Source organism: Stenotrophomonas sp. YJH_SMC_123, assembly GCF_059368215.1.
The window spans coordinates 501145-524063 of the sequence record NZ_JCAFRM010000003.1; the positions used below are offsets into that span (position 1 = coordinate 501145).

The 22919-nt window shown below is 68.1% G+C and carries 12 protein-coding genes; 6 read left to right on the forward strand and 6 right to left on the reverse strand.

Annotated elements, in window-relative coordinates; genetic code table 11:
- Positions 1 to 11: 11 nt before the first annotated feature.
- Positions 12 to 3458 (reverse strand): hybrid sensor histidine kinase/response regulator, encoded by a 3447-nt coding sequence (locus AC5P5W_RS10480; protein WP_495221120.1) that lies wholly within the window; start codon positions 3456 to 3458, stop codon positions 12 to 14.
- 233 nt (positions 3459 to 3691) lie between these two features.
- On the reverse strand, positions 3692 to 5839 hold the full coding sequence (locus tag AC5P5W_RS10485; RefSeq protein ID WP_495221122.1) for a S46 family peptidase: 2148 nt from the start codon (positions 5837 to 5839) through the stop codon (positions 3692 to 3694).
- 126 nt (positions 5840 to 5965) lie between these two features.
- On the opposite strand from AC5P5W_RS10485, the gene AC5P5W_RS10490 reads away from it, so the two are divergent.
- Genes AC5P5W_RS10490 through AC5P5W_RS10500 form a run of 3 tightly spaced genes read left to right on the forward strand, consistent with a single transcriptional unit; the run spans position 5966 to position 10349 of the window.
- A complete protein-coding gene (locus AC5P5W_RS10490) occupies positions 5966 to 7654 on the forward strand; it encodes a molecular chaperone HscC (protein ID WP_032957843.1) in 1689 nt (562 codons plus the stop codon).
- Complete coding sequence (locus AC5P5W_RS10495; protein ID WP_495221123.1) at positions 7651 to 9105, forward strand: J domain-containing protein; 1455 nt, start codon at positions 7651 to 7653, stop codon at positions 9103 to 9105. Before AC5P5W_RS10490 ends, AC5P5W_RS10495 begins: the two co-directional genes overlap by 4 nt.
- Positions 9102 to 10349 (forward strand): J domain-containing protein, encoded by a 1248-nt coding sequence (locus AC5P5W_RS10500; RefSeq protein ID WP_111205389.1) that lies wholly within the window; start codon positions 9102 to 9104, stop codon positions 10347 to 10349. The genes AC5P5W_RS10495 and AC5P5W_RS10500 overlap by 4 nt, the downstream gene beginning before the upstream one ends.
- A gap of 11 nt (positions 10350 to 10360) precedes the next feature.
- On the opposite strand, the gene AC5P5W_RS10505 is transcribed toward AC5P5W_RS10500, so the two are convergent.
- The 4 genes from AC5P5W_RS10505 to glyQ form a co-directional block, all read right to left on the reverse strand.
- Positions 10361 to 14218: a translocation/assembly module TamB domain-containing protein gene (locus tag AC5P5W_RS10505; protein ID WP_495221125.1), complete on the reverse strand. Its 3858-nt coding sequence runs from the start codon at positions 14216 to 14218 to the stop codon at positions 10361 to 10363.
- Positions 14215 to 16011 (reverse strand): autotransporter assembly complex protein TamA, encoded by a 1797-nt coding sequence (locus tag AC5P5W_RS10510; RefSeq protein WP_495221128.1) that lies wholly within the window; start codon positions 16009 to 16011, stop codon positions 14215 to 14217. Before AC5P5W_RS10510 ends, AC5P5W_RS10505 begins: the two co-directional genes overlap by 4 nt.
- Before the next feature lie 213 nt (positions 16012 to 16224).
- Positions 16225 to 18300 carry a glycine--tRNA ligase subunit beta gene (gene glyS / locus AC5P5W_RS10515; protein WP_126411539.1) on the reverse strand — a complete coding sequence of 692 codons (2076 nt, stop codon included), beginning with the start codon at positions 18298 to 18300 and terminating at the stop codon, positions 16225 to 16227.
- 87 nt (positions 18301 to 18387) lie between these two features.
- On the reverse strand, positions 18388 to 19299 hold the full coding sequence (gene glyQ, locus AC5P5W_RS10520) for a glycine--tRNA ligase subunit alpha (protein ID WP_014648902.1): 912 nt from the start codon (positions 19297 to 19299) through the stop codon (positions 18388 to 18390).
- A gap of 83 nt (positions 19300 to 19382) precedes the next feature.
- On the opposite strand from glyQ, the gene AC5P5W_RS10525 reads away from it, so the two are divergent.
- The 3 genes from AC5P5W_RS10525 to AC5P5W_RS10535 are packed head-to-tail and all read left to right on the forward strand — an operon-like array spanning position 19383 to position 22898.
- The gene (locus AC5P5W_RS10525; RefSeq protein ID WP_014648903.1) at positions 19383 to 21218 is read left to right on the forward strand and encodes a GspE/PulE family protein; all 1836 of its coding nucleotides are present in this window, start codon (positions 19383 to 19385) and stop codon (positions 21216 to 21218) included.
- Complete coding sequence (locus AC5P5W_RS10530; protein WP_014648904.1) at positions 21190 to 21936, forward strand: glutamine amidotransferase; 747 nt, start codon at positions 21190 to 21192, stop codon at positions 21934 to 21936. Before AC5P5W_RS10525 ends, AC5P5W_RS10530 begins: the two co-directional genes overlap by 29 nt.
- 50 nt (positions 21937 to 21986) lie before the next feature.
- Positions 21987 to 22898 (forward strand): BPSS1780 family membrane protein, encoded by a 912-nt coding sequence (locus tag AC5P5W_RS10535; RefSeq protein ID WP_014648905.1) that lies wholly within the window; start codon positions 21987 to 21989, stop codon positions 22896 to 22898.
- The last annotated feature ends 21 nt before the right edge of the window (positions 22899 to 22919 follow it).

The window sequence follows — 22919 nt, forward strand, 5'->3', positions numbered from 1 at the left end:
AGCGGCCGGCACTACTGCGCATCGCGCAGCGCGCCCAGGAAGGCGCGCAGCGAGGCCGGCTTGATCGGCTTGGTCAGCACGCGGTAGCCGCGTTCGCGTGCCATCCGCTTCAGTTCGTCGCGGCCATCGGCGGTCAACAACGCACCCGGCAGCGGGTAACCGGCGGCTTCACGCAGCGCCACCAGCGCATCCAGGCCGTCCATGCGGTCGTGCAGGTGGTAGTCCACCAGCATCACCTGCGGCCGCTCGGCCACTTTCTCCAGCGCCTGATCCACCGTCGATGCCGTAATCACCTGCACCTGCCAGCGACCGAGCAGCGCGCGCATGCCGTCGAGGATCTCTTCGTCGTTGTCTACGCACAGCACGCGCAGGCCGGCCAGCGAATCGCTGCGCAGCGGCGCGGCTGCGGCCTGTACCGGCGCGGCCAGTTCGGTATAGCCCGGCAGCGGCGCCACCCGCGGCAGGATGATCGAGAACATCGAGCCCTTGCCAACCCGGCTGCGCGCATTGAGGCGATGGTCAAGCAGGCGCGAGATGCGCTGGCAGATCGACAGGCCCAGGCCCAACCCCTGCTCGCCCCAGTCGAACGGCTGCTGGTAGCGATGGAATTCATCGAAGATCTGCCGCATGTGGTGCTCGGGAATGCCCGGGCCGGTATCCCATACCTGCAGCTCCACTTCGTTGCCACGCTGGCGCACCGCCAGCACGATGCGGCCCTGACGGGTGTAGCGCAGCGCATTGGCCAGGAAGTTCTGCAGCACGCGGCGCAGCAGGCGGCGATCACTGCGCACCCAGGCCGGACGCGTGAACAGGTCCAGGCGCAGGCCACGGCCGGCGGCGACCGGCGTGTACTGCGCGGCCAGTTCGCGCATCAGCGCGCTCACGTCGAACTCGCCGATCACCGGGTGCAGGCCACCGGCATCCAGCCGCGACACGTCCAGCAGGCCATCGAGCAGTTCTTCGGCGGCGCGCAGCGACGCATCCACGCGTTCGGCCAGATGCTTCTGCTCGTCGCTCACATGGTCGCTGTCGCGCAGCGCCGAAGCAAACAGCCGCGCGGCATTCAGCGGCTGCAGCACGTCATGGCTGATCGCCGCCAGGAAGCGGGTCTTCGACTGCTGCGCGACCTCGGCCTCGTGCGAGCGCTCGGCCACGCGCTGTTCCAGCGTCTCGTTGGCTTCCAGCAGTGCCTTCTCCGCGTGCTTGTAGTCGGTGATGTCGTTGTAGCTGGTCACGTAACCGCCGCCGGGCAGCGCCTGGCCGCGCATCTCGATCACCTTGCCGTCGCTGCGGGTGCGCTCGAACACGTGCGGTGAGCCGGCGCGCATGTAGCCGATGCGGCGGTTGATTTGCACTTCGATATCGCCCTCGCCCAGCTCGCCGCGCTCGGCGTTGTAGCGGATCAGGTCGGCCACCGGGCGGCCCACGTAGAGCATGCCGTCGGGGTAGCCGAACATGTCCTGGTAGCGGCGGTTCCATGCGGTCAGGCGCATGTCCGGATCAACCACGCTGACCCCGGCGCTGATGTTCTCCAACGTGGTCGACAGGATCTCGCGGTTGAAGCGCAGCTCCTGCCCCGCTTCGTCCAGCACCGCCACCACTTCGCCCAGGTCCATGCCCGAGCCACGCAGCAGGCTGGTCAGCAGCAGGCGCGCCGATGCCGCGCCGATCGAGGCCGCCAACAGACGCTCGGTGAACTGTACCCACGGCCGGTCCGCAGGCGCCGAGGATTGCAGCTCGCGGCCCAGCGACTGCGCCTGCTCGAAGAACGAACGCCGCGCGTAGCGCTCGCCGACCACGCGCGAGGCCAGTGCCAGCAGGTCGCCCACGTGCACGTGGCCGGGCCAGCCGCCGGCCACCGACGGGCGTTCGGCATACGGGTCGAGGAAGGGTGCGGCACGCAGTCGCTCGTCGACGCCGGGCCGCCAGCGCGCGGACACCAGCATCATCGTCGCCGCATTGACCAGCAGCGACCAGAACGTGCCATGGGTCAGCGGATCCCAGCCGGTCATGCCGAACAGCTGCCGCGGGCGCAGCCACTCGATGCCGAACGGGCCGTGCTGCACCCAGGCGGCATCGACCCAGCCGGCCATGGTCATCGCCGGCAACAGCAGGGTGTACAGCCAGGTGGCGAAGCCGAGCAGCATGCCCACCTCGACGCCACGCCGGCTGGCACCGCGCCAGTACAGGCCGCCGATCAGGCCGGGCGCGAACTGCGCCACCGCTGCGAATGCCATCAGGCCGTACGAGGCCAGGGTGCTGTCGTTGCTGCTGGTGCGGTAGTAGCTGTAGGCCATCAACGCCAGCAGCAGGATCGCCAGGCGGCGGATCCACAGCACGCGCGAGGCGACGTCGGCGGCCTCCTGGTGGTCACCGCTCCGACGCAGCAGCACCGGCATCACCAGGTCGTTGCTGACCATGGTAGCCAGCGCGATGGACGACACGATGACCATGCCGGTGGCCGCCGAAAAGCCGCCCACGTAGGCGATCAGCGCCAGCGCATTGCGGCCCTCGGCCAGCGGCAGGGCCAGCACCATCGAGTCGTCGGCGACGCTGCCGCCGGTGCCGAACAGGGTCACGCCGGCGGTGGCGATCGGCAGCACCATGCCCGAGATCAGCACCAGGTAGCCGCCGAACATCCAGCGCGCGCGGCGCACGTCGCGCACATCGCCGCACTCGACCACGGCCACGTGGAACTGGCGCGGCAGGCAGATGATGGCCAGGAAACTGAGCAGCGTCTGCGAGATGAAGCCCACCGGCGGCAGGCCGGTGAACAGCGTATGCACCGACTCGACCACCGCGTCGGTGCGGTTGCTCAGCCACAGGTAGGCGAACACGCCCACGGCCAGCATCGCCAGCAGCTTGATCACCGATTCGAAGGCGATGGCCAGCATCATGCCGTGGTGGTGTTCGGTGGCATCGACCTGGCGGGTACCGAACAGGGTGGCGAACAGCGCCATCAGCAGCGCCACGTACAGCGCGGGATCGGTGAAGAAGCCGGTCGGGCCGGTGTTGCCGGTCAGCACCTGCAGGCTCATCGCCACCGCTTTGTACTGCAGCGCCAGGTACGGAATGATGCCGATCAGCGCGATGATCGCCACCAGCGCCGCCAGCCGCCGGGAACGGCCGAAGCGCGAGGAGATGAAATCGGCGATGGAGACCACGTTCTGGCTGCGCGCGATCAGCGCCAGGCGCTCGATGATGCGCCAGCCGAACAGCAGCAGCAGCAGTGGGCCGATGTAGATGGGCAGGTAGCCCACGCCGTTGCGCACGGCGGTGCCGACCGCGCCGTAGAAGGTCCACGACGAGCAGTACACGGCCAGTGCCAGGCTGTAGACCACCGGCCGCAGCCACGGCCGGTCGGGGTACATCGGCCGACGGTCGCCCCACCACGCCACGCCGAACAGCAGCGCGGCATAGGCAACCGAGACCAGCAGCAGGATCCAGCTGGAGACCACGCGTGCGTTTCCGTCAGGACAGGGGTCAGTAGATCACGACCGCTGGTCGTGCGGGTAGGTCACGAGGAAGGACCGCAAGGGTGGGGCATGGCAGTAGGTCACGATCGTTGATCCGTCTGGTGGGTCACGACCGTTGGTCGTGACGGGGACATCCGTGCCCACTAACAGTGGGCACCTACCGGGAATCAATGGGCACCCACCAGGAAGCGGTGGGCGCCTGCCAGGTACCGGCGTTATTGGGCCGGCACGCCCATTTCCTTCAGCAGCTCGGGCGCCGGGTAGACCTTGGCCAGCAGCCAGCGCAGGTAGCGCATGTCCACGTGCACGGCGCGCTTGTAGCGCGGGTCGAACCACCAGCTGGCGCTGACCGACTCCCAGTTGCTGTCGAAGTTCAGGCCGATCAGTTCGCCCCTGGCGTTGAGCACCGGCGAGCCGGAGTTGCCGCCCGTGGTGTCCAGGTTGGTCAGGAAGTTGACCGTCTGGGTCTTCAGTGTCGGATCGGCGGTGCTGCCGAAGTCACCCTTGGCGATCGCTGCCAGCAACGGCTTGGGTGCATCGAACGGGTAGGCGTTGGTGTTCTTCTCGACGATGCCGGCCATGGTGGTCACCGGCGAGTAGGTCACGCCATCGCGCGGGTGCAGCGCCTCGACCTTGCCGTAGCTGATGCGCAGGGTGCGGTTGGCATCCGGATACACCGCGCGGCCCTGCTTGGCACGCCAGGCGAACAGCGCCTGCATGTACGCCGGGCGCAGGCGCAGCTGCTCGCCTTCGCGGGTCTTGCTCTCGTTCTCGATGCGCAGCTGCGCGGCCACCAGCGGACCGGCCACGCTGATCAGCGGATCGGCGGCCAGTGCCTTGCCTTCGCGTGCGGCGGCAAAGCGCGACAGGCGCTGCGCTTCCTCACCCAGCTGGGTACCGGCATACAGGGTGTCCAGCGCCTTGGCCAGCTGCTGTGGGGTACGACCAAAGGCCGCGTCGAACTCGGCCACGCGCTGCGCGTCCGGCAGCTGCTGGTAGCGGGTCAGCAGGGTGGTCAGCAGGGCCTTCTCGACCTCCGGCGCGTAACGGCGCTGGACCTGCTTGAGCACCCCTTCGATCATCGCCTGGTCGCGCTGCTGGTAGCCGCTCTCGCGCTGCGCGTCCGGCTTGGCCGATTCGATGCGCAGGCGCTCCAGCAGCAGCGCCGAGCGCAGCAGCTGGCTCTGCGCGGCCATCTGCTCCAGCAGCAGGTCACGCTCGCCCACCGCCGCACCCTGCGACAGGTTGGCCAGCAGCGCCTTGATGTCACCCTGGTACCTGCGGTCGGTGGCAGCCAGCATGGCCGTCTCGTCGGCGGCACGCTGGGCCTTCGCATCGCTGCGCAGCAGGCCTTCCAGTTCGCCGGCGGCGCGCTTGCGGTTGTTCTTCAGCGACTGCAGCTGCGAGGCGTAGCGGGTACGCGCCTGCGCGTCCTTGGCGCTGGCGGCCTCGATGGTGTCGATCATCTGCTGGAACACCGATACGCGGCGCGGCAGCACGGTATCGATCTGGCCGGCGAATTCGGCCGCGGTGCGGTGGCGGTAGGTGATGCCCGGGTAACCGGCCAGCATCGCGTAATCGCCTTCCTTCGGGCCTTCCACCGACATCTGCAGGTGTGCCGGCGCCTGGTAGGGCACGTTGTCCTTGCTGTAGGCGGCCGGCTTGCCGTCCTTGCCCACGTAGGCGCGCAGCAGGGTGAAGTCGCCGGTGTGGCGCGGCCACATGAAGTTGTCGATCTCATCGCCGTAGTTGCCGATCGCACGCGGCGGCGCATACACCAGGCGCACGTCGCTCAGTTCCAGCTGGGCAATGCGGTAGAAATCGGTGCCGTAGTACATGTTGGCCACCGAGCAGCGCACGCTGCCGTCCTTCTCGCACTCGGCCACGATCTGCTTGCTGGCTGCATCCACGGCATCGAAGTAGGCACGGCCGGTCTTGCCACGGGCCTGCGCCAGCACCTGGTCGGTCACCTTGTCGAAGCCGACGGTGACCAGCACGCGGAAGTCCGGGTTGGCCGGGCGCTCGTCGGCACGGTCCCTGGCGATGAAGCCACCAGTGATCAGGTCGTGCTCGGGCGAGCTGTTGTACTGGATCACGCCCATCGCCACGTGGTGGTTGGTCAGCAGCAGGCCGTCGGCGGACACGAACGAACCGGTGCCACCACCGGCGCGCACCACGGCGCTCAGCGGCGGCGCGGTGACGTTGGCCAGGTCGGCCGGATTGCCCTTGAAGCCAGCGGCCTGCAGCGGTTGGGCCAGGTCCGGCAGCTGCGTCGGCATCCACATGCCTTCATCGGCGTGGGCACCGGTGGCGAGGGTCAGGCCCAGGGCCAGGGCAGTGGGAAGGGCTTTGCGTGGTGACATGAGGCAATCCGGTACGACAGAACAGCCCGGGACCATAGCCCGTGGGGCGCTGTCGGGCAACGCCCGATAGTCAGGCCTGCGCCGCGCTCCTAGAATTGCCGTTTTCTGCACATCGGACGTTCGCAGATGATCGTCGGCATCGATCTTGGCACCACCCATTCCCTCATCGGCAGGCACACGGCAGCAGGGCCGCAGCTGTTCCCCAATGCCCATGGCGAGCTGTTGACCCCTTCGGTGGTCAGCCTCGTCGATGGTGCCGTACTGGTCGGCCAGCCGGCCCGTGACCGCCTGGTCAGCCATCCGCAGCAGACCGTGGCCCATTTCAAGCGCTGGATGGGCAGCGACCGTGAGACCCGGCTGGGTGAGCGCAGTTTCCGTCCCGAGGAGCTCTCGGCCATGGTGCTGCGCTCGCTGCTGGCCGACGCCGAAGCCGCCCTGGGCCACAAGGTGGAGGAAGCGGTGATCAGCGTGCCGGCCTACTTCTCCGACGCCCAGCGCAAGGCCACCCGGGCCGCCGGCGAACTGGCCGGCATCCGCGTCGAGCGCCTGATCAATGAACCCACGGCCGCTGCGCTGGCCTATGGTCTGCAGGAGCGTGACGGCGAAGGCCGCGTGCTGGTGCTGGACCTGGGCGGCGGCACCTTCGACGTCTCCATCCTGGAACTGTTCGATGGCGTGGTCGAAGTGCATGCCAGCGCCGGCGACAATTTCCTGGGCGGCGAGGATTTCCTGCAGGTACTCGTGCAGGCCTTCCATGCCGACCAGGGCACGTCCGCCAGCGACCTGTCCGCTGCCGAGCAGGCGCAGCTGCTGCGTCGGCTGGAACTGTTCAAGCGCGAACTCAGCCAGAGCGGCACTGCCAGCCTGCAGTTGCCCCTGGCCGGCAGCGAACGCCAGTGGCAGCTGGATGAAGCTCGCTACACCCAGCTCTGCGAGCCACTGCTGCTGCGCATGCGCGCGCCCATCGAGCGCGCGATCCGCGACGCCCGGCTCAAGCCCGAGGCGCTGGACGACATCATCCTGGTCGGCGGTGCGGTACGCATGCCGATGGTCAGCAGGCTTGCGACCCGCATGTTCGGCCGGCTGCCGCTGCGCCATGTCCATCCGGACCAGGCGATTGCCTTGGGTGCCGCCGTTGCAGCGGGATTGAAGGCGCGCGACGAATCGCTGCGCGAAGTCGTGCTGACCGATGTCTGCCCCTACACGCTTGGCACGCAGGTGTCCCGCCAGGATGCTGCCGGTGGCGAGCGCAGCGGCTATTTCCACCCGATCATCCAGCGCAACAGCGTGGTGCCGGTCAGCCGCGAGGATCGCTTCTACCCGCTGCACGAGCGGCAAAGTGCCATCCGCATCGACGTGTTCCAGGGCGAGAGCCCGACGGTGGATCGCAACATCAAGCTCGGTGAGCTGACCGTGCCGCTGACCCATTCTGTCCCGATGCAGGAACGCAGCGTCACCGCCCGCTTCACCTACGACGTGAACGGGCTGCTGCAGGTGGAAGTCACCGAGGATGCCACCGGCAGGCGCCACGAGCTCATCCTGGAACAGAATCCCGGGCTGCTGTCACCCGAAGAGATCCAGCAGCGCCTGCGCGCGCTGGAAGCGCTGAAGATCCACCCGCGTGACGCCCAGCCCAACCTCGCGGTGATCGCCCGCACCGAGCGCCTGTACGAGGAACGCATCCATCACCGTGAACAGTTGCAGTCGTGGCTGAGCAGCTTCCGCCATGTGCTGGAGAGCCAGGATGCCGTTGCCGTCGAGCGTCATCGCCGTCAGCTGGACGAGGCACTCGACGCCCTCGAGCGCGATGCATGAGCTGGGCACTGCACGTCCTGGAGCTGGACCAAACGGCTGACGAGCGCGCGGTCAAGCGCGCCTATGCAAAGCGCCTGCGGGTGACTCGACCCGACGAGGATCCGGTCGCCTTCCAGCACCTGCATGAGGCCTATCAGGCGGCATTGGACTGGGTCCGCCAGGAAGCGCTGGCCGATATCGCGGACGAAGACGAACCGGCGGAGCATGCAGCCGACATCGCACCCTGGCCGCCCGACGCAGACGTGGCATGGGCGCCGCCCGAAACGCGTTCGTACTCGCCTCCATGGCCACCTCGCGGCACGCCTGTGCTGCTGCGCACGGCGCCAGTGGCGGAACTGGAGGGAGCGGTCCACGTATCGGGCCATGCGCACACGATCCTGCGCATGGCCCATCTGTCTTCCCCTGAAGACTTCGGCCCCTGGCTGGAGGCCACGCCGGTGCTGTGGTCGCTGCGCTACAAGCCATTGGTGGGCGACGCGCTGCTGGATGAACTGGCACGCAGTCACAACAGCGTCAGCGCAGCCAACATGGGTCTGCTGGCACGCTGCTTTGGCTGGGATGATGTGCACGATGGCGTGGATCCGGACAGGCTGGCATCGATCCAGTCGCGCGGTCATCGACGCTGGGCTGCCGAATCCGGCAATGCGGCGGAGCTGTCGGCGCTGCTGGAGGAGGAGGGCAGCCTGCGGCTGGGGAGGGTCACCCTTGCGCGTTGCCTGCGCTACCTGTCGCAGCCATGGCACGCGCGACGATCCCTCTGGCAGGCGCAGCTGCCCGAGCACATCATTGAGGTCAACGCGCTGCTGGATGCGCTGGAACGCGGCGGCCAGGAGCCATTGCCCGCCGTCTGGGATCGGCAGCAGGTGCAGTTCTGGCGCAGCCTTGCCGACGTTTCCCGTCCCAACCGCTGGCGTTGCCAGGTCAATGCGCTGCGGGGCGGCCTGTTGGCTGCCCTGACGCTCGCGATTGCCGGTGGCTCGACCCTCATGAGTCTTGCCCAGCGTGACCTGCGCACCGCCGCCGCGCTCGGCATAGGCGGCGTGCTGCTCGGGGTCCTGCTCGCCCTGACCGGCGCTCTGTGGGTCCATGTCCGTTGGGCGCTGCGCCAGCTGACGCTGGATCTGCCCCCTTCGCGCTGGGGATGGCTGCTGGCGTTGCCAGCGCCGCTGATCGCCCTCGCCAGCCTGATCCTGGTCCATGGCCTGGATCTGCGGCTGGAAGGTACGTTGCTGCTGTTCCCTGGCCTTGCTCTGGCGACGGCACGCTGGATCCGGCGCGAGGATGGCCGGGGATTCCGGCCGCGCAACCTGATTGGACCGGGCATCGGCATGTTCGTCCCCGAAGTGGGCTGCGCCCTGGTCCTGCTGCTATGGACCACCTGGTTCCTGCGTGACAGGTGCCGTCGCCTGTCGATCGACCTGCCTCCACCTGCTTCTGGAAACACCGTGTGAACCGGGCACTGGACGCTCTCGGGCTCGACGCCAGCGCCGACGAAAAGGCGATCAAGCGCGCCTACGCGCAGAGACTGCGCGCGGCACGCCCGGACGAAGACCCGGTGGCATTCCAGGCGCTGCACGAGGCTTACCAGCAGGCCCTGCTGTGGGCACGCAGCCGCACGCAATGGCAGGAGGAAAGCAGTGCAGAAGCGCTGTCGACGCCGCCTGCAGACAACAGCCCACCCGGCCCACCGGCGCCGTACGACAGCCATTCGCCGATGGACCACATGCCGGTGCTGCATCATCCATGCACGCCCGACACCGACATGCCGGACGATGTGGTGGAGCCATCATTGAACCTGCCCCGGTTTGCGCGCCTGCTGATCAACACCGCCGGCGACGCCGACCCGGCCAGCTTCGAGCACTGGCTGGCCCATCGCCCGGAGCTGTGGTCATTGGCCGACAGGCCGCGTATCGGTGACGTGGTACTGCAGCAGCTGCTGCACCAGGGCCAGCCGCTGTGCGAGTCCAACTTCGATCTGCTGGGTCGATACTTCTGCTGGGATGAGATCCGGGCTGATATCGATCCCTACCGGGTTCGCGCACGGCGCAACCTGCTGCATCGCCGCTGGCAGCTGCAGCCGCGCAACCACACGGCCCTCACCGCAGCCCTGGACCGACCGCATGACCGGGTGTCCGTAACCGAGGCCCATGCCCGCATGGAACGCTTGACCCGACCGTGGCACTGGCTGCAATCGCTGCTGTCGGCCAGCGTGCCCGGGCGTGCTGGCATCATGCGGCAAACGATGCAGCGTCTGGGAGTGCATGGTGTCCGTGACACGCTGGCGCCACTGGACACGGATCAGGTCGCCTTCTGGATGGCGGTATCCCAACCCGGGCACTTCAATCTCATGAAGATGCAGGTGGCCATTGTCCGCTGCCTGCTGGGCGCTCTCGTCGTGCTGGCCGTTCTGGCGGCGCTGGCATTGCTCGGTGATGCCGCTCGCCCTATCGCGATCAGCACGTCCAGCATGAAACACGTGGCAATCCATGCCTCGGTGGTCATCGTGTCTGGCGTCCTCATGCTGACGCCTTTCGTTGGAGGCACCCCATCGCGGACGGCGTCCGCGCCAGCGCCCGTCGAGCCACCGTCGGCGCTTGATGGACACGGCATGCTCACGCACGGGCCTCGTCCGCGCAGGCCCGCCCCCTCCTTCGCCGTTGTCAGCCAGACCGATCCCGACACAGAGGGTGGTTGAGGGGCAGCGGGTTACTTCTCCCGCCGCCAGTTGATCGACCCGCGGTTTTCCACGGTGCTCGACTCCACTTCCACGTCGAACCCGCGGCGCAGCAGGTACTTCAGCGTGATCACCGAACCGGCACCGACCAGCGACACGCCGTAGCCGACGTACAGCTTGGGCGAGATGTACTTGCCAACACCGATCACCGAGCCGCCCAGCGCGCGCGACTGGCTCACGCCGGCGTCGTCCAGGCCCAGCTTGGCGCCCAGCTGCGAAGCCAGCAGGCCGCTGCCCGCCGAGAGCGCCGCCGAGGCCGCGTTGACCTGCTGCGCCTGGTCGCTGCTGGCACCGGTCAGGCTGCGTCCCAGCACCAGATAGGCCAGTGCCTCGGACTGCGACATCGCCGGATCGGACCACACGTCCGCGCGCGGCTGCTGCGCACGCCCGGTCACGTCGATGCCGGCGGTGACATCACCGATCCGGCGCTCGGCGCGGATGTTGATGCGCGGGTCGGACACCGCGTTGTAGTTCCAGGTGAGGTTGCCGCGGGTGATGGTCAGGTCCTGCCCATACGCCTTGTAGCGGCCGCTCACTTCCAGGCCGCCATTGGCGGTCATTTCACGGCCGGGCTTGGCCCAGACCTGCATCTTGCCGGTCAGCGCGCCCTTCAGGCCGAACCCGGTCATCTTCACCTTGTCGCCGAGGCTGACCGTCAGGTCCATGTCCAGCGGCGAGGTGCGCGACTCTTCCGGATCGGCCGGGTCCAGCACCACCACGTCTTCGGACACCGAGGTGCCACGGTCCAGGCGCTCCAGGTCGATGTCGGCCTCGGGCACGTGCACGGTGCCACGCAGCTCCATCGCCGCCTTGGCCAACGTGAAGTCGAGGTTGGGATTGGCGACGATGCGCAGCTCGCTGGTGTTGGACAGCAGCACGTTCTCGCCGTGGATCTTCAGCTGCAGCGGCTGTGCATCACCGAACCACGACAGGCCGCCGTCGACATACAGCGTGCCCTGGCCCGAGTTGGCCTGCGCGGTGATCTTGGCCGAACCGTCGGGCTGGGCCACGAAGCTGCCCTTGCCCTGGTCGAAGGTCAGGCCAAGCGCGGGGAATTCGCCCTTGAAGTTGCTCAGCTGCGCGTCGCCTCCCAGCGACGGCTGCCCGCGCGTACCGCGCAGGCTGACGTGGCCTTCGATCAGGCCGGTCGGGCGCACGATGTCCGGCGAGAACAGCTCCAGCCAGTACAGCCGCGACATGTTGAGGTAGAGCTCACCGTTCAGCGGTGCGCTGGCTTCCCAGCCGGTCTGCATCTTCGCGTCGACGAAGCCATTGCCCTGGAAGCCCATGCCCAGGTAGCCCTTGATGCTGGCCGGGGTCATGTCGAGCTTCAGCGAGAACTGGTCATAGCGCACCAGCTCGCCGCGGGTGGTATCGCCCACGGTGTTGCGGTTCTCGCCCAGGCGCACGCCGCCTTCCTTCGAGCGCACTTCCACATGGCCTTCCCAGGCCGCGCCGCGCGGGCGGATCTGCGCGTCCAGGCTGACGTCGCCGCGCAGGTAGATGCGGCGGCCGGACTGCGGCGGCAGCCACGGCTGCACCAGCGCCAGCGGCAGCGCGTCACTGCGCACCACCAGGCCTTCGCGCGGCCAGTTGGCCTGTGCGCACAGCGCACCGCTGCTGGCGGCGGCCAGGCAGGCTTCGGACAGGGTGTAGGTGCTGCCGTTGATCGCGAACGCCGCCGGTGCACGCAGCGACCACGCATCACCCTTCACCGGTGCGATGCGCAGCGAGGCCAGCTCGCCACGCCACTGCGCCCCCTGCTGGCGCACGCTGCCCTGCAGCTCGATCGCGCCCATCTCATTGCGGGTCTGCGCAGCCAGGCGCAGGTTGGACACACTGCCCTGCGCATCCACGTTCAAGCGCTCCAGCAGCATGCCGGCGTTGACCTGCTGGCCCTGCACCGCCAGCGTGCCGCTGTCGCCGCGCCACGGCAGGTGGCCCTTGATGCTCACGCTCTCGGCGCCGTAGCCCTCCCAGTTGAGGTTATTGCCGACCAGGTCGGCGGTGATGTCCGGCGCATCGCGCGGCCCCTTCACCTGCACCTGGCCGCGCAGGCCGCCGTCGGCGCCCGGCAGCAGGTCACTCAGCTGCAGCGGTTCGAAACGTGCATCGATGTCGAGGCGGTCGCCGACCTTGCCCGACGCGGTCACCCGGCTGCTGCCCAGCGACAGCTTCAGGTCACCCTGGCCCTGCGCGCCCTGCAGCGCGAACTTGCCCTGTGCATCAAGGTTGCGCTGGCGCAGGATGCCCTTCAGCGACGGCAGGTCGACGGTGGCTTCCAGCGTGCCGGCCGTGCCCGGTGCGGCATTGGCCGGCGGCGGCAGCTGACGGCCCTTGGAGGCCAGGTTGCCGGACAGGCGGCCGTTCCAGCCCGGCACGAAATAGCCGGGGTCGAAGTCCTTCAGCGTGGCCTTGGCGTCCCAGTCCAGCTGCGGCGCCCAGGCCACCTGGCCTTCCACCTGCAGCTGCCCACCCGGCGTCTGCGCCTGCAGCTGGTGGATCGACGCGGCCTGGTCATTGCCGCGTACGTCGAACTGCAGCTGCGCCTTCTGCGCCTCGCGTTCGATCTCGGCACGGCCGATCGCCGCCCAGGCCTTCAGGGTACCGGCCAGGCCGAAGCGTGCTTCCTTCAGGGTGACCGGCACCGGTGCGCTGCCAGCCGTGTTCGGGTCGGGTGCCGGCACGTAGGTCAGATCGCGTGCGACCACCGAGAAATTGAGTTTCTGCTGATCGTCCTGGCTGAAGTCGGCGGTGCCTTCCAGCCGCGCTTCGCCACCGAGGCCCTTCACCAGCAGCGGTGAGACCTTCAGCACCTGGTCCTGCAGCGACACCACCGACGGTGCCAGTTCCAGCTCCTGGTCGCCCTGCTTCACCCTGCCGCGCAGGTTGGCATTGCCGCCCTTGCCGGCGGCGGTGAAGTCCAGCGACAACGGCGCAATCGCCGAGCTCGCCAATGCTGGCGACAACAGCGCCAGATCCAGCTCGTCGCTGCGGATGCTGGCGCTCCAGCTCGGGTCGGTGCGGCCATCGAACACCAGCATCGCGTGCAGCGGCTTCGGCGCGCGCCCGGCTACGGCCACTTCCATGTGCGACAGGTCGCCGCGTGCGACCAGGCCCACCGTAGCGGCGGTGCGCCCACGCGGTGCTGGCAGCACCGCCGTCACCGTCACATCGGTGTCGTAGTCCTTGGCCGGAATGTAACGGCCCTGGGCGGTGAAGTTGCCCATGTCGCTGTCCACCACCAGCTTGTGCGCCTGGAACTCGCCATTGGCGATCTCGATGCCACCACGCACACGGCTGATGTCGATCACCGGCTCGTTGGCCTGGCTGATGCGGAAGCCGTCGATGGCAATGGCATCGGCCTGGATCGCCAGCGGCATTTCGATCTGCGGCAGCGAATCGGGCCACGACGGCAGCTTGAACGGCTCGTCACTCTTGGCCAGGTTCAGCGTGGCGTTGGTCAGCTCCAGCTTGTCCAGCAGCAGCTTGCGGCCCAGCAGCGGGCGCAGGTCCGGCTCCAGGTGCGCGCGCTCGGCGTGGAAATGGATGTCGTCGTAGCGGAAGTCGACGTTGTACAGGGTCAGCGGACCGGCCACCGGGCCGTCCACCTTGTCCCAGGTGAAGCTGGCGCCCGCCGGCAGTCGCGCCACCACCTGGGCCAGCAGCACATCGCGGCCGGCCACGGTCTGCAGCAGCCAGTACACCGCCAGCAACGCCAGCAGCACCAGGCCGATCACGCCCACGCCGGACCACGCCCAGAAGCGGCGGCGGCGGTAGAAACGCACGCGCGGCGGCGGCGTGTTCGGGGTGGGTGCGGGCGTGCTCACAGGTCCGCTCCGATGTTGAGGTACAGCTGGAACTGCGAATCCGGGTTGTTCAGGCCATGCGCGATATCCACGCGCACCGGGCCCACCGGCGATTTCCAGCGCACGCCGAAGCCGACGCCGGTGTGCAGGTCAATGGTGTTGTCGAAGGCGCTGCCGGTATCGACGAACACCGCCGCGCCCCACGGGCCGCCATTGAAGTAGTGCTCGTACTCGGCCGAGCCGATCACCAGGTTCTTGGCGCCCAGCGCGTATTTGTCGGGTTTGGGTGTGCGCGGGCCGACTTCGCGGTAGGCGTAACCGCGGATGCTGCGGTCACCGCCGGCGAAGTAGCGCAGGCTCGGCGGCATCGCCACCAGATCGCTGGTCCAGGTGGTGCCGCCTTCACCGCGCAGGATCAGGCGGTTGCTTTCACCCACCGGGATGTACCAGCGCAGCACGGCGTTGGCCTGCACGAAGCTGGTATCCGAGCCGGCGCCTTCCACGCCGGCACGCACCGTCGCCGCGCCGCTGATGCCCTTGCGCGGGAACATCTCGTCGTCGACGTTGACGTAGTCGGCAACCATCTGCGGGTACACCAGCGTCGAGGTGTTGTAGACGGCGTCGGTGAATTCGGTGCCGGACGCGTAGCGCCAGCGCTCGCGCAGTGCGTTGATCGAGGCGATCGCGGTCCAGTGCTCGTTGATCTCGCCGCTGCGGCTGGCGATCAGCTTGAAGTTGCGCAGATCGATGTAGTCGGTCTGCTCGTCGTACGCGCTGGCGGCGAAGGTGTACCAGCCGTCGAGCCAGTTGAAGGCCGGAATGCGGTAACTGGTGACCAGGCTCTTGCGCTTCTGCGCATAGTCCAGCTGCGTGTTCATCTTGTGGCCGCGGTTGTTCAGGAAGCGCCGCTCGATGCCACCGCGCACACCCGGGCCGCTCTCGCTGCCGTAGCTCAGGCCGGCGGTATAGATGGTGCGCTTGGCGCGCGTCAGCTTCACGTCCACCGGCACTTCGCCGTTCTCGTCGGCCTGGTCCGGGCGCGGCTGGATGTCGATCACGCTGAAGTAGTCCAGCTTGGTCAGCGACTCGCGCAGCCGGTCCAGCTTGCCCTCGTGGTAGTAGCTGCCCTGGTCCCAGTAGACCAGTGGATCGAACAGCTTGTCGACGAAGTAGTCCTGCTGGAAGCGCACCGGGCCCATGTTGTAGCGGCGGCCGCTGTCCCAGGTCAGGTCGATGTCGGCGGCGTTGTCGGCGCGGGTGATCTGCACCTGGCGCTGGGTGTAGTCGGCGTCGAAGTAGCCGCGCTCGGCCAGGCGCCGGGTGATGGTGATCTTGCTGGCTTCGTACTGGGTGTGCTCGAAGCGCTGGCCCTTGCGCGGCTTGAACGCGGCCAGGTCATCCTGCAGGTACTGGTCGTACATCGCCGGGCCGGTGATGTCGATGTGCTCGCGGCGCACGGTCACCGGGGTGCCCTTGTCGACATGGATCAGCACACGCACGTATTCGTCCTCGCGCGGTGCCTCGACCTTGATCACCGGGTTGTAGTACCCGAACGGTTCCAGTGCCTGGCGGGTCTGCCGCTCGGCCTGTGACAGCAGGTATTCCAGGCGCGATTCGCCCTGTTCCTTGCCGATCGTGTCGTACAGCGACAGCGATTCCTGGATGTTCTCGATGATTGCGGCGTCGTCGCCCTTGTCCAATCCCTTGATGTCCACCTTGTCGATGGTGCCGCGCGCGTGGACCACGGAAGTGGCGGCCAACGACAGGACCATCAGCGGCAGGGCGTATTTCTTTGGCTGCATGCGGGACAGCATACCGACCGAAGGTGACGATGCGAAATGCATCACGTCATTCGGGATCGGTTGTTAAGTGGCGGTCAAAATACGCACCTTTGTGGCGATCATCGTGGATGCAGGCGAGGATGCCGGCATCGTGCGCGATGCCGGCAATGACCCCGATGGACATCCACCGGCGATGCGGTGCGCGGGGGTAATGCCGGCCAGCGGCCGGCACTACCGATACGGGCATCAGCTCGACAGATGCTCGATCGCCGCGACCTTGCCCAGGCGCTCGCCCAGCATCGTCAGCAGCGCCAGGCGGTTGCCACGCAGCGCCAGATCGTCCGCATTGACCATCACCCCGTCGAAGAACGCGTCGACCTGCGGGCGCAGGCGCGCCAGGCGTGCCAGCACGGCCACGTAGTCCTTCTGGTGCAGGCTGGCGCCGGTGTCGTCGATGGCGGCGGTGACCGCTTCGGCCAGCGCGCGCTCGGCGTCTTCCTGCAGCAGCGCCGGGTCGATCTGCGCCGGAATGTCGCCCTCGGCCTTGCGCAGGATGTTGCGGATGCGCTTGTTGGCCGCAGCCAGTGCTTCGGCTTCCGGCAGTGCGGCGAAGGTGCCGATCGCATCCAGGCGGCGGTCGAAGTCGTACAGCGAGGCCGGCTTCAGTTCGGCCACCGCGTTGAAGTGCGTGGCCGGCACGCCCTTGTCGCCGTAATAGCCCTTCAGGCGGTCGAGAATGAAGTCGTACAGCTCGCCGACATCGGCCTGCACGTTGCGCGCGGCCAGGCCGGCGTTGGCGCTGGCCAGCAGCGCGCGCAGGTCCAGCTCGAAGCCGCTTTCGATGATCGTGCGGGCCAGGCCCAGCGCATTGCGGCGCAGCGCGAACGGGTCCTTGTTGCCGGTCGGCTTCAGGCCCGCGGCGAAACCACCGGCCAGCGTGTCGACGCGTTCGGCGATGGCCAGCACCTTGCCCAGCGGCGACAGCGCGATGTCATCACCGCCGAAGCGCGGCTGGTAGGCCTCGTCGATGGCCAGCGCCACCTCGGTCGATTCGCCACCGGCCACGGCGTAGTGGCGGCCGGCGATGCCCTGCAGCTCCGGGAACTCGTTGACCATGCGCGACTGCAGGTCGTTCTTGGCCAATTCGGCAGCCCGCCTGGCCTGCACGGCATCGGCACCCACCTGGGGTGCGATCACTTCGGCCAGGGCGGCCACGCGCGCCACCTTGTCGGCCACGCTGCCCAGCTTGGCCTGGTAGGTCACCGTCTTCAGGCCGTCGCCCATCGACGCCAGGCCCTGCTTCAGGTCCTCGTCGAAGAAGAACTTGGCGTCGGCAAAGCGCGGGCGGATCACCCGCTCGTAGCCCTTGGCCACTTCGGCCACGTCCTTCGATTCGATGTTGGCGATGCCGATGAACTTCTCGGTCAGCGTGCCTGCGGCATCCAGCACCGGGAAGAACTTCTGGTTGATCTCCATCGTTTCGATCAGCGCTTCCTGCGGCACTGCCAGGAACGCGCGTTCGAAGCTGCACAGCACCGCCGACGGCCACTCGACCAGGTTCACCACCTGCTCCAGGTTGTCGTCGGTGATGCGGGCGCTGCCACCGGCCCTGGCCGCGGCGGCCTCGACCTCGGCGACGATGCGCGCACGGCGCTCGCGCGGGTCGACCAGCACGAAGGCGGCGCGCAGGGCTTCAACATAGTCCTGCGGCTGGGCCAGCGACACGGGCTGGTCGTGGTGGAAGCGATGGCCACGGCTGACACGGCCGGCCTGCAGGCCGAACAGTTCGGCCTCCACCACCTCGGTACCGTGCAGCAGCACCAGCCAGTGCGCCGGGCGGGCAAAGCCCCAGGTGTGGCCGCCCCAGCGCATCGGCTTGGGAATCGGCATCGCTGCAATCGCCTCGCGCAGGATCTCCGGCAGCAGGCTGGCGGTGCGTGCGCCCGGGGTCACCGCGCGGTGCACGAAGCGCTCACCCTTGTTGTCGGTGGTCTTCTCCAGCGCGGTCCAGTCGATCCCGGCCTTGGCGGCGAAGCCCTGCAACGCCTTGGTCGGCTGGCCTTCGGCGTCCAGTGCGATGTTCAGGTACGGGCCCAGCACTTCGCTGTGCTGTTCCGGCTGTTCCAGGCCCACGCCCGGCAGCAGCACGGCCAGGCGGCGCGGGGTCGACAGCGGGCGTGCATCACCCAGTTCCAGCGCGACGCCGCGCGTGCGCAGGCCTTCGACAACACCGTCGAAGAACGCCTGGGCCAGGCCCGGCAGCGCCTTGACCGGCAGCTCCTCGGTGCCCAGTTCGATCAGCAGGGGGGACAGTTGGCTCATCGGTTCGATCCTGTGGTGGGGGCGCAGCGCGCGACGCGTCCGGCGCCCCGGGTAGTTGATGAAAAGCGGGTGGGTGCGGACGGCCCGTCAGGCCTTCTTCGCGCCCGGGAAGCCCAGCTTCTCGCGCTGCTCGTAGTACGCCTTGGCCACCGCCTGGGCCAGCGCGCGCACGCGCAGGATGTAGCGCTGGCGCTCGGTCACGCTGATCGCGCGGCGTGCATCGAGCAGGTTGAAGGTGTGGCTGGCCTTCATCACCTGCTCGTAGGCCGGCAGCGGCAGGCCCACCTCGACCAGCTTCTGCGCTTCACGCTCGCAGGCATCGAAGCGGTGGAACATTTCGTCCACGTCGGCGTATTCGAAGTTGTAGGTGCTCTGCTCGACTTCGTTCTGGTGGTAGACGTCGCCATAGGTCACCGGTTGCCCGTCCGGGCCGTAGGTCCAGACCAGGTCGTAGACGTTGTCGCAGTTCTGCAGGTACATGCACAGGCGTTCGAGACCGTAGGTGATCTCGCCCAGCACCGGGCGGCACTCCAGGCCACCGGCCTGCTGGAAGTAGGTGAACTGGGTCACTTCCATGCCGTTGAGCCAGACTTCCCAGCCCAGGCCCCAGGCGCCCAGCGTCGGCGATTCCCAGTTGTCCTCGACGAAACGCAGGTCGTGCACCAGCGGGTCGATGCCCAGCGCCTTCAGCGAATCCAGGTACAGCTGCTGGATGTTGTCCGGCGCCGGCTTCATCGCCACCTGGTACTGGTAGTAGCGCTGCAGGCGGTTCGGGTTCTCGCCGTAGCGGCCATCGGTCGGGCGGCGCGACGGCTGCACGTAGGCCGCGTTCCAGCGTTCCGGACCGATCGCACGCAGGAAGGTGGCCGGGTGGAAGGTACCGGCGCCCACCTCCAGGTCGAGCGGCTGGATGAGCACGCAGCCCTGCTGGGCCCAGAACTGGTTCAGGGTCTGGATCAGGCCCTGGAAGGTGATCGGAACGGTCGGGGTCGCGGACATGCGTACGAGTCTTGGCCGGCAAGGGGGTGCGTTAGTATAACGGCCGACCTGCGGGGCATTCCGTACCCGGGAGGAGCAGGCAGATGGAACATCGGCTGCCGGTGGGCACGCCCGGCGAGCCAGGCGACATCCCGCTGCCGTGGGGCCGCCTGCATTTCGAACAGGTCTGCGCAGCGCTGCTGGCCGATGGCCTGGTGGCCGAGCACGACGTCGAGCGCATGCGGTTTTCCGCACAGGGCGCGCGCAATGCCAGTGAAGTGCACCCGCTGGTGTTGCTGTCCAACCTCAAGCTGGCCGCCCGCGACGGTGGCGAACTGACCCTGGAACGCCTGACCGAATGGCTGGCCCGGCGCACCGGCAGCCGCTACCTGCGCATCGATCCGACCCGGGTCGACGTCGCTGCGGTCACCGCGCTGGTCTCCCATGCCTACGCCCGCCGCCACCGCTTCCTGCCGCTGGCGGTGGATGCCGAACGGGTGCTGGTGGCCACCAGCGAGCCGCTGGTGCAGGAGTGGCGCCGCGATCTGCAGCACCTGACCCGCCGCAGCATCGAGCTGGCGGTGGTCAATCCGCTCGACCTGCACCGCTACACCATGGAGTTCTACGGGGTGACCCGCTCGGTGCGTGGCGCGCGCGGCGATGTCCGCGGCGAAGCCAGCACCACTCTGCCCAGCTTCGAGCAGCTGGTCGAGCTGGGCCGTACCGGCGACGTCAATGCCGACGACCAGCACATCGTGCACATCGTCGACTGGCTGCTGCAATATGCCTACGAACAGCGCGCCTCGGACATCCACCTGGAACCGCGCCGCGAGATGGGGCGCATGCGCTTCCGCATCGATGGCGTGCTGCACAAGGTCTTCGAGGTGCCACCGGCGGTGATGACCGCCGTGGTCAGCCGCATCAAGGTGCTCGGCCGCATGGACCTGGCCGAACGCCGGCGCCCGCAGGACGGCCGCATCAAGACCCGCTCGCCGGGCGGCCGCGAGGTCGAGATGCGCCTGTCGACCATGCCCACCGCCTTCGGCGAGAAGTGCGTGATGCGCATCTTCGACCCGGATGCCGCCTTCAAGAGCATCGACCAGCTGGGTTTCAGTCCGCAGGAGGCCGCCGGCTGGAATGCACTGGTCGAACGCCCGCACGGCATCGTGCTGGTCACCGGCCCGACCGGCTCAGGCAAGACCACCACCCTGTATTCCACGCTGAAGCGGCTGGCCACGCCGGACGTGAACGTGTGCACCGTGGAGGACCCGATCGAGATGATCGCGCCCGAGTTCAACCAGATGCAGGTGCAGGCCAACATCGACCTGGACTTCGCCAGCGGCGTGCGCACCCTGCTGCGGCAGGACCCGGACATCATCATGATCGGCGAGATCCGCGATCTGGAAACCGCGCAGATGGCGGTGCAGGCCTCGCTGACCGGCCATCTGGTGCTGTCCACGCTACATACCAACGACGCGCCGTCGGCGGTCACCCGCCTGCTCGACCTGGGCGTGCCGCACTACCTGCTGGCCAGCACCCTCAACGGCATCCTCGCCCAGCGCTTGGTGCGCACCCTGTGCCCGCACTGCAAGCAGCCGCACACCCTTGGTGCTGCCGACTGGGCGGTGCTGGCTGATAGCCAAGCTGCATATCCAGATGCCGCCACGCCCTGTCGGCCGGTTGGTTGCCTGGAGTGCCGGCGCACCGGATTCCTCGGCCGCATCGGCCTGTATGAGTTGCTGCCATTGGGCTCGCGGCTGCGTGGGCAGATCCGCGCCGACATGGATCTGGCCGGTTTCACCCGTGCCGCGCGGGCTGAAGGGCTGCGAACCCTGCGCCAGGCCGGGCTTGAAAAGGTGGCGCAGGGGCTGACTACAATCGAGGAAGTCCTGTCAGTCCTGCCGCCCCCGGATGAACCCAGCCCCGTTCCTGATCCTTGAAACCGGCCGCCCGGTGCCGTCGCTGCGCCGCTACGGGCGCTTCCCGCACTGGATCCGGGTGGCCGCCGGGCTGGAAGAGCACGAGACGGTGGTGGTCGATGTCGAACACGGGGATGCCCTGCCCGACCCGCATGCCTTCGCCGGCGTGCTGGTGACCGGCTCGGCCGCCTTCGTCACCGACCACGCCGAATGGAGTGAGCGCAGTGCCGCATGGCTGCGCCAGGCCGCCCACGACGACCTGCCGGTGTTCGGTATCTGCTATGGGCACCAGCTGCTGGCGCACGCGCTGGGTGGCGAGGTGGCCTACAACCCGGCCGGGCGCGAGTCGGGCACGATCGAACTGGAGCTGCAGCCGCAGGCCGCGCAGGACCCGCTGTTCCAGGGCCTGCCGCAGCACTTCGCCGCCCACGCCACCCACCTGCAGACCGTGTTGCGCGCGCCTGACGGTGCCGAAGTACTGGCACGCTCGCCGCTGGATGGCTGCCATGCCTTCCGCTGGGGGCGCCAGGCCTGGGGCGTGCAGTTCCACCCCGAGTTCGCCACCCACCACATGCGCGGCTACGTGCGTGCCCGCGCCGACTGCATCGGCCGCCATGGCGGCTGTGCCCGCAGCATCGAGCGCGCGGTCAGCGCCGCACCGCTGGCGCGCCAGCTGCTGCGCCGCTTCGTTCGCCAGGCGCGGCTGTCTTCAGCCCAGCCGGCGGCAAAACAGGGATAATCGGCGGCACGGGCAAGCGCCCGGCCCCCTCCTGTCCTTCCCGGATGTCCATGAAAGAGATTCGCAAGCTGCCGGCCTCGGCGGGCGCCCAGTGGTTGCTGGATACGTTCTCGCTGTATCGGCGTGCGCCGCTGCAGCTGGCCCGGATCGGTCTGACCTGGCTGCTGGTGAGCTGGGTGGTCACCCTGTTGTCGACGCTGATTCCCGGCGCTGCCGGCATGGCCGTGCAGCTGATGACCCTGGCCATCTCGCCGATCATGTTCGGCGGCATGCTGTACGCCGTGGGTGAGATCGACGAAGGTCGCCCGGGCCTGGCCTCGCACCTGCTGCAGCCGATCCGCGACCACCGCGTCAGCCACCTGCTGGTGCCGCTGGCGATCCAGGTGCTGGCGGTGCTGCTGCTGGGCGCGCTGCTGTTCCTGATGATCGGCCGCGAAGGCTTCACCGCCTTCAGCGAGGTCATGACCAAGATGGAAGAGATCAGCCGCAGTGGCCAGCAGATCAAGCCGGACGATGCCGCGGCGCTGGTGGCCAACCTGCCGGCCAAGCGCATCGCACTGTGGATGCTGCTGGTGTTCCTGAGCGCGGTCGCACTGTCGCTGGCAATGTTCACCCAGCCGGCGCTGGTGGTGTTCGACAAGCAGAGCGGCATGCACGCGCTGCGCCTGAGCCTGCAGGGCTGCATCGAGAACATCGGCGCGATGATCGTGTTCGCCGTGCTCGGCCTGATCGCCGCGTTCTGCATCTACATCCTGTTCGTGATCGTGATCCAGATCGCGATGCTGATCGGCGGCCCGCTGGCCGCCGCCTTCATCGCCCAGCTGGTGCTGACCACGGTGCTGATGCCGCTGTATGTCGGCGCGGTCTACGCCGCGTGGAAGCAGATGTTCGTGCACCGTGGCAGCCGCGCCGCCCCGCCGATCCCGACCACGCCGACCTCGAGCGACATCTTCCACGCCTGATGAAAAAGGGGACGGAGGGGA

What these genes read in the sequence shown, in the direction of transcription:
- AC5P5W_RS10485 (WP_495221122.1), bottom strand. Translation starts at nt 5,839, where the DNA reads ATGTCACCACGCAAAGCCCTTCCCACTGCCCTGGCCCTGGGCCTGACC.
- AC5P5W_RS10490 (WP_032957843.1), top strand. Translation starts at nt 5,966, where the DNA reads ATGATCGTCGGCATCGATCTTGGCACCACCCATTCCCTCATCGGCAGG.
- AC5P5W_RS10495 (WP_495221123.1), top strand. Translation starts at nt 7,651, where the DNA reads ATGAGCTGGGCACTGCACGTCCTGGAGCTGGACCAAACGGCTGACGAG.
- AC5P5W_RS10510 (WP_495221128.1), bottom strand. Translation starts at nt 16,011, where the DNA reads ATGCTGTCCCGCATGCAGCCAAAGAAATACGCCCTGCCGCTGATGGTC.
- glyS (WP_126411539.1), bottom strand. Translation starts at nt 18,300, where the DNA reads ATGAGCCAACTGTCCCCCCTGCTGATCGAACTGGGCACCGAGGAGCTG.
- glyQ (WP_014648902.1), bottom strand. Translation starts at nt 19,299, where the DNA reads ATGTCCGCGACCCCGACCGTTCCGATCACCTTCCAGGGCCTGATCCAG.
- AC5P5W_RS10525 (WP_014648903.1), top strand. Translation starts at nt 19,383, where the DNA reads ATGGAACATCGGCTGCCGGTGGGCACGCCCGGCGAGCCAGGCGACATC.
- AC5P5W_RS10530 (WP_014648904.1), top strand. Translation starts at nt 21,190, where the DNA reads ATGAACCCAGCCCCGTTCCTGATCCTTGAAACCGGCCGCCCGGTGCCG.
- AC5P5W_RS10535 (WP_014648905.1), top strand. Translation starts at nt 21,987, where the DNA reads ATGAAAGAGATTCGCAAGCTGCCGGCCTCGGCGGGCGCCCAGTGGTTG.